Annotated in this window: 15 protein-coding genes and 1 tRNA gene; 10 read left to right on the top strand and 6 right to left on the bottom strand. The window is 65.4% G+C overall.

The genetic code is table 11. The features are described from left to right. The first annotated feature begins 117 nt into the window (after positions 1-117). From RH91_RS16330 to RH91_RS16300, 7 genes are all read left to right on the top strand, one after another. On the top strand, positions 118-486 hold the full coding sequence (locus tag RH91_RS16330) for a BlaI/MecI/CopY family transcriptional regulator (protein ID WP_010164056.1): 369 nt from the start codon (positions 118-120) through the stop codon (positions 484-486). Beyond that, a complete protein-coding gene (locus RH91_RS16325) occupies positions 483-2,240 on the top strand; it encodes a M56 family metallopeptidase (protein ID WP_010164054.1) in 1,758 nt (585 codons plus the stop codon). Before RH91_RS16330 ends, RH91_RS16325 begins: the two co-directional genes overlap by 4 nt. Positions 2,241-2,304: 64 nt before the next feature. Beyond that, complete coding sequence (locus tag RH91_RS16320; protein WP_010164053.1) at positions 2,305-3,162, top strand: MBL fold metallo-hydrolase; 858 nt, start codon at positions 2,305-2,307, stop codon at positions 3,160-3,162. After that, the gene (locus tag RH91_RS16315) at positions 3,159-3,842 is read left to right on the top strand and encodes a DUF4230 domain-containing protein (RefSeq protein ID WP_029623989.1); all 684 of its coding nucleotides are present in this window, start codon (positions 3,159-3,161) and stop codon (positions 3,840-3,842) included. Before RH91_RS16320 ends, RH91_RS16315 begins: the two co-directional genes overlap by 4 nt. 98 nt (positions 3,843-3,940) lie before the next feature. Then, a complete protein-coding gene (locus RH91_RS16310; protein ID WP_010164051.1) occupies positions 3,941-4,660 on the top strand; it encodes a hypothetical protein in 720 nt (239 codons plus the stop codon). A 52-nt stretch (positions 4,661-4,712) separates the two neighbouring features. Next, on the top strand, positions 4,713-5,723 hold the full coding sequence (gene nadA / locus RH91_RS16305) for a quinolinate synthase NadA (RefSeq protein ID WP_010164050.1): 1,011 nt from the start codon (positions 4,713-4,715) through the stop codon (positions 5,721-5,723). A 45-nt stretch (positions 5,724-5,768) separates the two neighbouring features. Further along, positions 5,769-6,065 carry a DUF6894 family protein gene (locus RH91_RS16300; protein ID WP_232283540.1) on the top strand — a complete coding sequence of 99 codons (297 nt, stop codon included), beginning with the start codon at positions 5,769-5,771 and terminating at the stop codon, positions 6,063-6,065. Here RH91_RS16300 and RH91_RS16295 read toward each other — a convergent pair. Then, positions 6,031-6,759 (bottom strand): Crp/Fnr family transcriptional regulator, encoded by a 729-nt coding sequence (locus RH91_RS16295; protein ID WP_010164048.1) that lies wholly within the window; start codon positions 6,757-6,759, stop codon positions 6,031-6,033. The two genes, RH91_RS16300 and RH91_RS16295, sit on opposite strands and share 35 nt — an antisense overlap. Positions 6,760-7,191: 432 nt before the next feature. On the opposite strand from RH91_RS16295, the gene nadC reads away from it, so the two are divergent. From nadC to RH91_RS16280, 3 genes are all read left to right on the top strand, one after another. After that, the gene (gene nadC / locus RH91_RS16290) at positions 7,192-8,055 is read left to right on the top strand and encodes a carboxylating nicotinate-nucleotide diphosphorylase (RefSeq protein WP_010164046.1); all 864 of its coding nucleotides are present in this window, start codon (positions 7,192-7,194) and stop codon (positions 8,053-8,055) included. Positions 8,056-8,130: 75 nt separating this feature from the next. Further along, the gene (locus RH91_RS16285; RefSeq protein WP_010164044.1) at positions 8,131-8,556 is read left to right on the top strand and encodes a hypothetical protein; all 426 of its coding nucleotides are present in this window, start codon (positions 8,131-8,133) and stop codon (positions 8,554-8,556) included. Beyond that, positions 8,553-9,260 carry a ribonuclease T2 gene (locus RH91_RS16280; RefSeq protein WP_010164043.1) on the top strand — a complete coding sequence of 236 codons (708 nt, stop codon included), beginning with the start codon at positions 8,553-8,555 and terminating at the stop codon, positions 9,258-9,260. The genes RH91_RS16285 and RH91_RS16280 overlap by 4 nt, the downstream gene beginning before the upstream one ends. 15 nt (positions 9,261-9,275) lie before the next feature. On the opposite strand, the gene RH91_RS16275 is transcribed toward RH91_RS16280, so the two are convergent. The 5 genes from RH91_RS16275 to rpsA all read right to left on the bottom strand — a co-directional run bounded on the left by RH91_RS16275 (position 9,276) and on the right by rpsA (position 13,622). Continuing rightward, positions 9,276-9,686, bottom strand: coding sequence for a DUF4112 domain-containing protein (locus RH91_RS16275; protein WP_010164042.1), 411 nt, complete (start codon positions 9,684-9,686; stop codon positions 9,276-9,278). Between the two features lie 27 nt (positions 9,687-9,713). Beyond that, a complete protein-coding gene (locus tag RH91_RS16270; protein ID WP_029623987.1) occupies positions 9,714-11,189 on the bottom strand; it encodes an ABC transporter substrate-binding protein in 1,476 nt (491 codons plus the stop codon). 105 nt (positions 11,190-11,294) lie between these two features. After that, positions 11,295-11,377: transfer RNA gene (locus RH91_RS16265), tRNA-Leu, on the bottom strand. A gap of 82 nt (positions 11,378-11,459) precedes the next feature. Then, positions 11,460-11,741: an integration host factor subunit beta gene (gene ihfB / locus RH91_RS16260; protein ID WP_010164040.1), complete on the bottom strand. Its 282-nt coding sequence runs from the start codon at positions 11,739-11,741 to the stop codon at positions 11,460-11,462. A gap of 153 nt (positions 11,742-11,894) precedes the next feature. After that, complete coding sequence (rpsA, locus tag RH91_RS16255; protein WP_010164039.1) at positions 11,895-13,622, bottom strand: 30S ribosomal protein S1; 1,728 nt, start codon at positions 13,620-13,622, stop codon at positions 11,895-11,897. Between the last annotated feature and the right edge of the window lie 189 nt (positions 13,623-13,811).

Raw genomic sequence — 13,811 nt, 5'->3', positions numbered from 1 at the left:
CACCAGTCCTCTCCTTTTCGGCGGAGTTTACCGAGCGTCTGCAACCCGGCAAGACCGCTCTTGACTACAGCCGTAAACGGTATGATTACACGCGTAGTCAGTACGGAGGTGACTCGAATGGCCGACAAGATCAGTGATGCCGAACACGCGGTGATGGAGGTGCTGTGGGATGAAAGCCCCCTGACCGCGCAAGACGTGGCTGAGCGGATTCCGGCGACGCGAGACTGGACGGCCAATACCGTCAAGACGTTACTGGGTCGTCTCCTTGCCAAGAACATCATCGCGCACGAAGCCGATGGGCGTCGGTATTTGTACCGGCCACTGGTCGAGCGTACAGATTATGTCGCAGGCGAATCGAAGCGCCTGATCGACCGGCTGTTCGGGGGCAAGCTGACCCCGCTGGTCGCGCATCTCGCCGAACGCGACGAACTGACCGCGCAGGATATTTCGGAAATCGAGGCATTGCTGAAGGGGCTGAAGGGATGATCGGGCCGGTCGGAACAAGCTGGGCGATCGAGGCGCTGGTCGCATCGAGCCTGCTGATGGTGCTGGTGCTGCTGTTGCGCGGCCCCGTGCGGCGCGCGTTCGGGGCGCATGTCGCTTATGCCTTGTGGGCGCTGCCGGTGTTGCGCCTCGCGCTGCCGCCGCTCTCCGCGCCGTGGCGCGACGCGACGGTGGCGTCGTTCCATGCGGCGGCGGTCGACCCGGTATTGCGGGCAGCGGAGCCGGTGACGGTGCTGCTGGCATCGCCCGCGCTTGAGGCGGATCCTGTGGCGGGATGGACGTGGGTCGTCCCGGTCATCGGTTTGCTCTGGCTGGTCGGGGCGGGCGCGTTCTTCGTCTGGCACGCAGCCGCGCATCGGCGGTTCTGCGCGCGGATGCTCGCGAGCGTGGGACAGCGGGTCGAACTCGATGGCGTCAGCGTGATCGAGAGCGATGCGGCGAGTGGCCCGCTCGCGTTCGGGATCGTGCGCCGCTATGTCGCCTTCCCGCCCGATTTCGCCGAGCGGTACGAGCCGGAGGAACGCGACCTCGCGCTTGCGCATGAGATGGGGCACCATGAACGCGGCGATCTGATCGCGAACTGGATCGCGCTCGGGGTGCTTGCGCTGCACTGGTTCAACCCGATCGCGTGGCGCGCCTTCCGTGCCTTCCGCGCCGACCAGGAAATCGCCAACGATGCGCGCGTGCTGGCGGGCATGAACCCGATGCGGCGGCACACCTATGCCTGCGCGATCGTCAAGGCGGCGCATCCCGCGCTGTACGGTTCGGTGGCGGCGACGTGCCATCTCAACACGATCGACGATCTCAAGCGGCGGCTGCGCGTGCTGACGACGCAGCGCATCTCGAAACTGCGGCTGGCGACCGGTGGCCTGGTGATCGCGGCGCTGACGCTTGGTGGGCTCGGGCTGACCGCGTCGGGAAGCGCGGCGGCGGAGAAGGTCCGGTCGGGTGTGGCAAAGGCGACCGGCGTCGATATCGCCGCACTCGTCCCGCCGCCGGTGCCCGCCGAAGACGACGCACCCGTCGCCCCGGTCGCAACTGCGACGTCCGGCACGGTGGAAGAGGGCGCGGAACCGTATCACGAGCGCCACACGCGGACCTCGGCAGCGGTCGCCCCCGTAGCGCCCGTTCCACCCGTCGCGCCCGTTCCGCCTGTTGCCCCCGTCGCGCCCGTCGCACCGACCGCGCCGGAACCCCCGGTCGCGCCGGAAGCGCCCGAACTGGCTGAACGACCGGAGACATCGCCCGGTGCCGACGGAACCTGGGTCGTCAGCACCACGACCGATGGCAAGCGGGTCGTCCGGCATGGCCGTTACGTAAAGCTCGGCAAGAATGGTGCGGTGACGGTCGTAGGGGAAGACGGGGCGGTCGCATCGGTTTCGCGCCCGCCCGCGGTGCCCGACGTGCGCTCGCGCAAGTGCGGCAACCGGGGTGACGGCAAGCGCCTGACGATCGAGGATCGGCATGACGGGCGTCGCCGGATTGTGATCTGCGAGGACCGGATCGCGGCCGCGCAGGCACGCGGCGCGGCAGCGGCGGCGCGGGGGGCACAGCTTGCCGCGAACGGCCGGGATACCGAGCGCAACGCCTATCTCCACGCGCTGACGAACCTTCGCACCGCGCGTGCGCGGATGACGCTCAACCGCGATATGCCGTCGGACGCGCGGACTCACGCGCTGCAGGGCATGGACTCGGCGATCGCGGACCTCCAGGCGAATCTGGCGCGGGTTCGCTGAAGCTGCGCGCGACGGACCCCTGCCAAGGGTTGCGTCGCGCGCGGCAAGCCGCCATCTCGGGGCTATGACCGAGCAACAGACCGGCGTGCCCGAGCAGCGCGAACGCCTCGTCGCCCGGGTGCTCGCACCCAATCCGTCGCCCTTCACCCATACCGGCACGCAAGTGCATCTGGTCGGCACGCGCGACCTCGCGGTGATCGATCCAGGGCCGGACACGCTGGCGCATATCGACGCGCTGGTCACGGCGATCGCGGGGCGCCCCGTCACCGCGATCGTCGTGACGCATACCCACCGCGACCACAGCCCGGGAACACGCCCGCTCGCCGCGATCACCGGCGCGCCGATCGTCGGTTGCGCGCCGCTCGCGCTCGACGATCTCGGGCCGCGCGCGGATGCGTCCTTCGACGCGGATTATGCGCCAGACCGGGTGCTGCGCGAGGGCGACAGTGTCGGCGGGGAGGGGTGGACGCTCACGGCGATCGCGACGCCGGGGCACACCTCCAACCATCTCGCCTTCGCGCTTCCCGAGAGCAAGGCACTGTTCTCGGGCGATCATGTGATGGGCTGGTCGACCAGCATCGTCTCACCCCCCGATGGCGACATGGCGGCCTATATGACGAGCCTCGAGAAACTGATGGGGCGTGACGACCGCATTTATTACCCAGGGCATGGCGACCCGGTCGAGAACCCGCAGCGGCTGGTGCGCGGGATGCTCGGGCATCGCAAGCAGCGCGAGGGGCAGATCCTGCGGTTGCTCCGCGCCGCCCCCGCGAGCGTCCCGGCGATGGTCTCGCGCATGTATGTCGGGATCGATCCGCGCCTGTTCCCGGCGGCGGAACGCTCGGTGCTCGCGCATCTGATCGACCTGGCGCAGCGCGGGCTGGTGCGCGAAGACGGCGATGCGTGGAGGGCAGCGGCATGACGTTCCTCGGCAAGTTCGCAGGCGCGCTCGCGCTGATCGCGCTGTTCATCCTAGCCCTGTTCTGGGGCATCGGCGCGCTGGTGGAGAAGCGGCTCGCCGGGCCCGATCCGGTGACGATCGCGAGCGGATCGTTGCAGGGGTTGCGCGAGCAGAACCGGTTGTCGGCGTTCGCCGCGCGGTTCGTCGCGGTGTCGACCTCGACTCAGTCGCAATATGGGCTGACCAGCAAGAAGACGCTGATTATGCCCGGCAACGTCGACTATCGCGTCGACATGGCGAAGCTGACCGCGCGCGATGTCACCTGGGATGCAAAGACCCGAACGCTTGGTGTCGTACTGCCGCCGATCGAGGTGTCGCCGCCGCAGATCGACCTGACGCAGATCCGTGAATATGGCGAGGGCGGGCTGCTCTCTGCGATCAGCGACGCTGATTCGAAGCTCCAGGCGGCCAACCGCGCCGCCGGGCAACGTGAGCTGATTCGGCAGGCGCACGAGACGGTGCCGATGAACCTCGCGCGGGATGCGACTCGCCGCGCGGTCGAGCACAGCTTTGCCTTGCCCTTGAAGGCCGCGGGGCTCGATGCGACCGTGAAGGTGCGCTTTGCCGACGAAGCGCATGATTCGAGTGACGTCTGGGACACGACCCGGTCGATCGCCGACGTCCTCGGCAATCGGCAATAGGCAGGGGGCGAAACGCTTCCCGACGTGGGATCGATATCGCCTGTCCTCCGAAAATGTGATAACGCCTGCGTATCGAGATTTTCGGGGGAGAATCGCGGGTGGCGACACAGGCATCACAGATCGGGGTTCCGATCGAGCGCGAACGCGCGTTCTTTTTCGCGATGGCGATCGCGATCGTGCTTACGACCGTATCGGGGTTCGTGCTGCAATTCGTCATGGGTCGGTCGAGCATCGCATCGCCATGGTGGGTGCATCTCCATGGAATGACCTCGGTCGGTTGGCTCGCGCTGTATGCGATGCAGAACTATCTGGTCTTCCACGGGTCGCTGGCAACGCATCGGCGGCTCGGCTGGGTGGCCAGTTGGTATCTCGGCTGGATGGTGGCGGTCGGGCTGTCGACGACGACGTTCGCTGCGGCGGCGCACCGCATTCCGTTCTTTTTCGAACCCAACGTCTTCCTGGTGATGGATTATCTCACCGTCCTGATGTTCGCCGGGCTGACCCTCGCCGGCGTGGCGCTCCGCGCCCGGACCGACTGGCACCGGCGCCTGATGCTGTGCGGCGCGATCCTGGTGATGACGCCCGGGGTAGGGCGGTTACTCCCGCTGCCGCTGATGGGGACGTGGATCCTGTGGTCGATCTGGCTGGTCATGACGGTCTATGTCGGCATCGCGATGACGTTCGACGTGATGACGCGCGGCAGGATTCATCCCGCTTATTTCTGGGGCTTCGGCGCGATCACGCTCGACACGGCGTTGATGCGCCCGCTCGCTTTCTCGCCGCCGGTCCTGGCGCTGACAAAAGCGTTGATGGGTTGATCACCGTCGCCGCTGGGGCCATGTGGGCCGCAGACAAGGCGGGAGGATGGTCATGGACGCACGCGGTGGTATCGGCGGAACGCTGACGGGGCTCGACCTGCGGGCGGAGATCGACCGTTTGCGCAAGGACCGCAACGCGGTAATCCTCGCGCATTATTATCAGAAGCCAGAGATCCAGGACCTCGCCGATTTCGTCGGCGACAGCCTCGACCTGTCGAAGAAGGCGGCCGCGACCGACGCCGACGTCATCGCGTTCTGCGGCGTGCGCTTCATGGCGGAGACCGCGAAGATCCTCAGCCCCGACAAGATCGTCGTTCTGCCCGATCTCGACGCCGGATGCAGCCTCGAGGATAGCTGCCCACCCGACCAGTTCGCCGCGTTCCGCGCTGCGCATCCCGATCACATCGCGCTGACCTACATCAATTGCTCGACCGAGGTGAAGGCGCTCAGCGACGTGATCGTCACCTCGTCCTCCGCCGAAAAGATCCTCAGCCAGATCCCGCTCGATCAGAAGATCATCTTCGGTCCGGACAAGAATCTGGGGGGCTATCTCGCGCGCAAGACCGGGCGGAAGATGCTGCTGTGGCCGGGCGTGTGCATCGTGCACGAGGCCTTCAGCGAAACCGAACTGCTCAAGCTCCAGCTTCGGCACCCCGGCGCGCCGATCGCGGCACACCCCGAATGCCCGCCCTATATTCTGGATCACGCGGATTACGTCGGGTCAACCAGCGGGATCCTCGCGTTCGCCGACTCGATGCCGGGCGACACGCTGATCGTCGCAACCGAGCCGCACATCATCCATCAAATGGAGAAAGCCGCGCCGCACAAGAGCTTCATCGGGGCTCCCGGCGCGGACGGAAATTGCAACTGCAACATCTGTCCGTACATGGCGCTCAACACGATGGAAAAGCTCTACGTCGCCTTGCGCGATCTCAGCCCGCGGATCGAAATCGAGGAAGATCTGCGACTTCGGGCGAAGAAGAGCCTCGACGCGATGCTCGCTATGGCGAGCGGTACGGTCGGGATGGGGGACCTTGGCCCGTTACGCGTTTCGGGCGACTAACGCAGGATAATGCAGCGCACGTGGGAAAGGGCGACACTCCCCCGCATGTCGCGCTACTATTTCCATGTCGAGAACCAGGAGTCCTACACCCGGGACGAGAACGGGATGGAGTTCGACAGTCTCGAACGCGCCCGCAACGAAGCGTCCGACGCGGCGGGCGAAATTCTGACGTCCGACTTGCGCGCGGGCAAGACCAACGTGGTTTTCCAGATCCAGGTCGAGGACGGTAACGACAAGCGCGTGATGACGCTTGTCGTTACCGGAGCGGTCGCCGCACAATCCCGGAGCGCTTCAGGCCAGCGTGAGGTCAGCTCTGACCGAGATGAAGATAGCGCGGATTGAAGTCGCTCGCGTCGCGCAGGCCGACCCAGTCGACGATACGGATCTGGCGCCTGTCGCGCTCGATCAGTCCGCGTTGGGCCAGTGCCTTGAGTACCCGATTGACGTGCACCGGGGTCAACCCGACCGTGTCGCCCAGCTGCTCCTGAGTCATCGGCAAATCATAGGCCCCCGTCGTAGCGATCCCGGCGGCCTCCAACCGGAGCGAGAATTCGCACAGCAGATGCCCGACCCGGGTATGGGCGTCGCGACGGCCGATGTTGACGATCCATTCGCGAAAGATCGAGGAATCGATCAGTGACGTCCGCCACATCGCGGTCGCGATCGCGGGCCGCGTGGTGACGACCGTGCGCAGGGCGCCGATATCGATGTCGGCGATCTGGGTTCGCGTGAGGGCCTGGACGTTATGATCGGATTCGTTGAGCCACAAATTCTGCAGATCGACGAACTCACCGGGAATTTGCAACGAGACGATCTGCCGCGCGCCGTTGCTGGTCAGTTTCTGGCGATATGTGAATCCCGACAGGATGAAGGCGCAACGAGCCGGTTTCTCCCCCTCGCGAACGAGATAGGTGGACGGTTCGATCTGGCGGGGGGAAAGCTGGAGACCGCGAAGTGCGGCATAATCGTCCTCGTCGAGCGCTGCATGGCGCGTGAGGCTGGCGATAATGGAATCGTGTATAGAATTTCGCTGCATTGGCTTCCCGCTAAAGGGCGGGAGCATGTCGCATCTCTCTGTCCCCGAAGCCCTTGTAGCGTTCCGGCGATGTCCTTGCTCTAACACAGGTGGCAAAAAACCTTATCAACATTTATCAAATATAATAGCAACGTAGGTTAAGCTTCGGCCTGTAAGTAACTGTCAGCACAAGGTTAACGTCCGAAGCCCATTTCGAAAGGATTTGGTCCGAAACGATCCCATACCCCTGTGGGGCGTTTCGTTCAAACGGCGGGTCAGTCCGCGGTCCGGGCGGAGTTCCGCCACCGGGGTCCCCGCGGGATGGTCGACGCGTGCGCGGTCGAACCGATCGCGGAACCCACTCGCGCGCCGCTTCGGCCAAGAACCGGGCCGGCCCGACGGTCCTGACGAAATTGTGGCTGCACCGCGAGGCTTCGGCCGCTAAAGCGAGGCATGACTGATCAGACCACCGCGTTCGCCCTGGAGGGCTTCGATCTCCCGGCCTTCGTTTCCGCAACGCTGGCGGAAGATCTTGGCGACGTCGGCGATATCACCTCGCAGGCCGTGATTCCCGAAACCGCCCGTTTCACTGGCGTGATGGACAGCCGCGAAGCGATCGTCGTCGCAGGCCTGCCAATCGCCGAGGCGTTCTTTCGCGCACTCGACCCGGAGGCGGTGATCGAACGGCTGGTTGCGGATGGCGACCGGATCCTTCCCGGAACCGACGTTCTGCGACTGTCGGGCAAGGCCCGCGCGTTGCTCACCGCGGAGCGCTCCGCGCTCAACACCGTCCAGCATCTGTCGGGGATCGCGACGCTCACCCGCACCTATGTCGATGCCATTGCCGGCACAGGCGCGGTACTGCTCGATACGCGCAAGACGATCCCGGGGCTTCGACGGCTGGAAAAATATGCGACGCGCATGGGCGGCGCGACCAATCATCGGCTTGGGCTGTGGGATGCCGCGATGATCAAGGACAACCATGTCGCGGTGGCAGGCGGGATCGGTCCTGCCGTCGCGCGCGCAGTTTCGGCCGGGATTGCGCGGATCATCGTCGAGGTCGACTCCCTGGACCAGATTGCGGAAGCCCTGGATGCCGGCGCGACGCACCTGCTGCTCGACAATATGGACGTGACGACGTTGCGTGCGGCGGTCGCGATTGTCGGCGGGCGCGTTCCGACCGAGGCATCGGGGGGCGTGCGGCTCGACACGATCCGCGCGATTGCCGAAACCGGCGTGACCTACGTCAGCGTCGGACGGCTGACCCAGTCCGCCCCCGCCGCCGACCTCGGGCTCGATTTCGCTCCTTCGCGCTGACCACTGTCGTCGCGTTGCGCTTGGCGGGATCGCCGCTAAGCTTCCGCGATCATCGCCTTTGGGGGGAAGCGAATCATGGAACGTCCGGTGTCGATCATCTGGTTCGAACGCTGTTATCTTGGCGCGACTGCGGTGGGTCTCGTCAACACCGCGCTGTCGTGGAACTCGTCGCTGCAGCGGATGGCGGAAAACCCGGGCGCGGCGCAGTTCGGTCCTGCCTTCGGGGGCAACATCCTCCTGTTCGGAACGGCGATCGCGATCGTCCTCACGTTGACGCTCTGGTATTTCACCGCGCGGCGACGCTCGGTCGTGACGAAATGGATCATCACCGCGTTTTTCGGTCTGGGAGTCCTCGGCATCGTGACGAGCCTCAGGACCGGCACGACCCAGCCGGGGATCGGCGGGGTGCTGATGATTGTCGCGTTCGTGCTCAACGCCCTTGCCGTGTGGCAATTGTTTCGCCCGGATGCGGCGCTTTGGTTCGACGAGGTGGTCGCATGAAGCACGCCCTGACCGCCCTTGCGATGATCACGGTGCCCGGCGTCGCTGCCGCGCAGAGCGAGCAATGCAGCATCCCGGCGCAGCTTGCCCGTCCGCACCCCGATCTTCCCTCGGAAAGCCAGCCCCGACGGGTCCTGCCGATCGGCAGCTACACGCTCGCGCTCACCTGGGCCCCGGAATATTGCCACAGCAACGCCCGCGACCCGAACGCCCGGTTCGAATGCCGCAGCGGCAATCGGTTCGGGTTCACGCTCCACGGTCTCTGGCCCGATGGCGTTGGCAAGGAATGGCCGCAATATTGCGCTGCTACGCCCATTCTGCCCGACGCGACGATCCGCCGGGCGGTGTGCGCAACGCCGTCGCCGCAGTTGATCCAGCACGAATGGGCCAAGCATGGCACCTGCATGGGCATTACGGCGGATGCCTATTTCGCGCGTTCGACCGGCCTGTACAACCGGTTGCGTTTTCCCGATGTCCGCGCGTTATCGCGCCGCCTGGTGAACGCAGGGCAGGTGGCGGGCGCGATCGCACGCGCCAACCCGGGTCTGCCGGCCGAAGCCATTCGCGTCACCGTGAACAAGCGTGGCTGGCTCGACGAACTCTGGCTGTGCCTCGACACGCGCTTTGCCTACGCGCCGTGCCATCCCGGGTCGGGCGGCGTTTCGCCCGAGACGCCAGTGCAGATCTGGCGGGGAAAGCGCTGAGCTAGATCGCTCGCCCTACTGGTCGATCACGGCAAGCGCTGGGTGGTGCTTGTCGAGGTGGCGCTTGATGATCTTGAGGTTGCGGGTGTTCGAGCGGAACAGGAAATCGGGTACCGCCCCGATGAACGGAATCAATCCAAGCGCAAAGTCGATCCCGACATTGCCGAACATCCGCGCCATCTGGCCTTTGGACATACCGAGATTGCGGGCTTCCCACACCATCCAGCTTCCCATCGCCGCGCCGACGATGTCGCCGCCGATCGGCAGGAGATCGAGCAGAACGTCGAGGCCGACCTTGCGGTTGATCCCGGGAATCGTGAAAAGGCCTTCGAGCAGATGCTCCATCGCCTCGATCCGCTGGCGGACCGCTGCCGGATCCTTGCCGGCATAGCGCGCGGCGAAGTCGCCTAGCGGCGGAGGGCTCATGCGTGTCGTATTCTGTACCATGTTACCTCAATTGGTATCGCCGCGGAGATGATTCAACGGGTGCCACGCGCGGGTGTTCCCGGTCCATGCCTTGAGGCGGGTCGATACCAGCGACCAGCGGAGCGGACGGGCGATCGGGATGAACGCCACGTCGCTGGCGAGCGCCGCATCCGCTGCCGCAATCTGTTGCGACCGCAACCGCGGGGAATCGGCATCGCGCGCCGCTTCGATCGCGATCTGCGCGACCCCGCCGCACGGCTGGCAGGCGCGCGCGACGTACCAGCGTGCGCTGTCATAGGGCGCGACCTCGTCGACCAGGCGGAGCTCGGCAGGTGCGTCCGGGCCGACGCGTTCGGGGGTGATCCCGAGCGACTGCAGCGCGGCGCCGACATAGCCGTAAAGGATCGTCGCGCCGGGTCCCGCCGGCAACGCGACGCGAACCCGGATGTCCCCCGGGTTGGCCGCCCGCCATGCGTCGATCGTCGCCCGCGGGGTCTTGTCGTTCGGCCCGAGCGCTTGCGTCCAGGGCGCGAGCGCCGGTGGTGCCGCGGAATCGAGCTGCTCGGGAAGCAATTGCGTCGTCGTGGCCCATTCGGGAGAAATCGAGGCGGTGAACCCTGCGCGGTCGACGCTGCGCGCGATCGCGGCACGGTTCGCGGGGTCGGCGAGCACCCCGTCGCGACTGGTGATCGCAAGCCCGAACAACCCGGCGGCGGGATCGAACCGGCGGCTGATCGGCGGGATCCGCGTTTCGAGCACGATCGGCCAGTCGGAAAAACCGCCGCCCAGCACCCCGTCGGACAGTTCGGCGCGGAAGCGCGCGATCGCCATCGCGGCCCGCTCGCCGATCAGCTTGATCGTGGCATCCGCCGGCGGTTCCGCAACGTCATTGTCCGCGGCGCGGGAGGGATCGAACGCCGGACGCAAGCGGGTGACGGGACCGCGTTGCGCGACGATCCGGTAGGGGCCGCTTCCGCCGGGTGCCGTGAGGCGGAAAATGGCGAGCTCGGGCTGCGCGAACAGCTTCAGGAGATCGGGGCGCGGGCGCTTCAGGCGGATCTCGATGACCTCGGGCGTCATCTCGACGATTTCGTCGATCGCAGTCAGGAACGGGGCAAGCGGATTGCGCGACGTCGGGCCGAGCTGCCGCCGCAGGAGGCGCACGACCTCACCCGCGGAGACGGTCCGTCCATCGGGCCATTCGCTGTCGCGGAGCCGGAAGATGTAGCTCATCCCGTTGTCGATCACGCTCCACCGCTCGGCAACGCCCGGTTCGATCTGGCCGGCGGCATCAAATCGGACGAGACCCTGTGCGGTCGCATCGAGCAGGACGCGGGCAGGGGGATCCAGCACCGACCTGGCGGGATCGGCCATGCCTGGCGCGCCGCCGATCGCGCTGACGACGACGGGCCCGTCGTCGGTCCGTTCGGAACAGGCGGCAAGCAACGCGGGCAGGAGAACACATATGGCGCGAACGCTGGGACGGAACGGAACAGGCGGCATCATGCGACTGTGCCACTCACGGCGATATCGCGCTACCCGCGATCGGCGTGGAGCAACCGCCGTCGCGCCGGGGAACCACGATCCAGGCCTTATGCCGTAAAAGGATGGTGCGGACGGCGGGACTCGAACCCGCACTCCGAAGAGGGGGATTTTAAGTCCCCTGCGTCTACCGATTTCGCCACGTCCGCGTGCGGAGACGACAAGCCGATGTCGCGGGCCACGTCAAGCGTGCGGAGACGGCAATTCCTTGAGAACCGCCGTCAAGCCGAGTCAGGCGACGTTGAGCCGAACGCGCATTTCCTTGCCGGGCTTGAAATACGGCACGCGTTTCGCCTCGACCGCGACAAGTTCGCCAGTGCGGGGGTTGCGCCCGGTGCGCGCATCTCGCGGACGGGTCGAAAAGGCACCGAAGCCGCGAAGCTCTACACGACCGCCAAGGGCGAGCCGTTTGCTGATTTCATCGAAAAAGGTCGTCACCAGCGCTTCGACATCGCGCGCGGACAGATCGGGATTCTCGCTCGCCAGCATTTCCACCAGCTCGGACCGGATCATATCGTCTTCCCTTACCCAAGACCTTCATATCCACTGTGGAATGAAGAAAGGCCGCATCGGTCTTGATTTACCGCAACTCGGCCAACGTACAAAGGCAAATTACGACGTCAAAAGTTAAGGGGGATCGTCCGTTAGAACGATCCCCCAATAGTCTTACTTCTTGGTATCGCTGTTCTGCGCCTTCAGCGCTGCGCCCAAGATGTCGCCCAGCGACGCGCCCGAGTCGGACGAGCCATACTGTGCCACGGCCTGCTTCTCTTCGGAGATCTGCATCGCCTTGATCGAGAAGGTCGGCTTCTTCGAACGATCGAAGCCGGTCACCATCGCATCGAACTTCTGTGCGACCTGGAAACGCTCCGGACGCTGCTCGTCACGATCGCGGCCCAGATCGGTCCGCTTGATGAAGCCCGTCGCGCCGTCGTCACCGACCTGCACTTCGAGACCGGCATCACGCACTTCGAGCACCGTGACGGTGACGATCGCGTTCTTGTTGAGGCCCGACGATGCATTGCCGCCTGCTGCAACCGTGCCTGCCGCCGGGGCGCCACGCTCGAGCTGCTTCATGCCAAGCGAGATACGCTCCTTCTCGGCATCGATGTCGAGCACGATCGCCTGAACGACCTCGCCCTTGCGATGCAGGTTGAGCGCGTCCTCGCCCGACACGCCCCAGGCGATGTCCGACATGTGGACCATGCCGTCGACGTCATTGTCGAGGCCGATGAACAGACCGAATTCGGTCGCGTTCTTGACTTCGCCTTCGACGGTCGAACCGATCGGATGCGCCTCAGCGAAGGCCTCCCACGGGTTGTTGATCGCCTGCTTGAGACCAAGCGAGATACGACGCTTGTCGGGATCGACCTCGATGACCACGACGTCGACTTCCTGCGACGTCGAGACGATCTTGCCCGGGTGGACGTTCTTCTTGGTCCAGGACATTTCGGACACGTGAACGAGGCCTTCGATGCCCGGCTCCAGCTCGACGAACGCACCATATTCGGTGATGTTCGTGACGCGGCCGGTGAGCTTGGCACCAACCGGGTACTTGGCGGCTGCACCCTCCCACGGATCGCTCTCGAGCTGCTTCATGCCGAGCGAGATGCGCTGCGTGTCCTTGTTGATACGGATGATCTGAACACGGACGGTGTCGCCGATGTTGAGGACTTCCGACGGATGGCCGACGCGCTTGTACGACAGATCGGTGACGTGCAGCAGGCCGTCGATGCCGCCCAGGTCAACGAACGCACCGTAATCGGTGATGTTCTTGACGACGCCGTCAATGATCTGGCCCTCGGCGAGCGACAGGATGAGGCCCGAACGCTGTTCGGCGCGGGTCTCTTCCAGGATCGCACGACGCGACACGACGATGTTGCCGCGCTTGCGGTCCATCTTCAGGATCTGGAACGGCTGCGGGATATCCATCAGCGGGGTGACGTCGCGTACTGGGCGGATGTCGACCTGCGAACCCGGCAGGAAGGCCACGGCACCGTTGAGGTCGACCGTGAAGCCGCCCTTGACGCGACCGAAGATGACGCCCTCGACGCGAGCCGACTTGGCGAATTCGGTTTCGAGCGTGTCCCATGCGGCTTCGCGGCGTGCGCGGTCGCGCGACAGCATCGCTTCGCCGTGGACGTTTTCGACGCGGTCGACGAACACTTCGACTTCGTCACCGACCTTGAGGTCTGCCTTCTGGCCGGGCATCGCGAATTCGCGAAGCGGCACGCGGCCTTCCGACTTGAGGCCGACGTCGATGACGGCGAGGTCGTTTTCAATTCCGGTGACGGTGCCCTTGACGACGCGGCCTTCGAAACTGTCGGCACCGCCGAGGGTCATTTCGAGAAGGGCGGCGAAATCGTCGCGGGTCGGGTTTGGCTGAGTGGCCATAAAGTGTTGCGTTCCTAAATCATGTTCCGGCCAGCCGGTTGTCTCCGGCGGTCTTGGCCAATATTGCCGCGACGGCCGAATGCCGAACGCGACATCCGCCGTTATGGATTGCGCGGAGGTGGGCAAGTCGCTGTAATGCGAAAAGGGCGCGAGAGGGCATGCCTGTCGCGCCGACCTCCGCGGGCACCG

The organism is Sphingomonas sp. PAMC 26617 (assembly GCF_000242835.1).
Classification (GTDB): domain Bacteria; phylum Pseudomonadota; class Alphaproteobacteria; order Sphingomonadales; family Sphingomonadaceae; genus Sphingomonas.
Note: the sequence above shows the minus strand (reverse complement) of the source record. Positions and strands in the feature narration are given on the sequence as shown.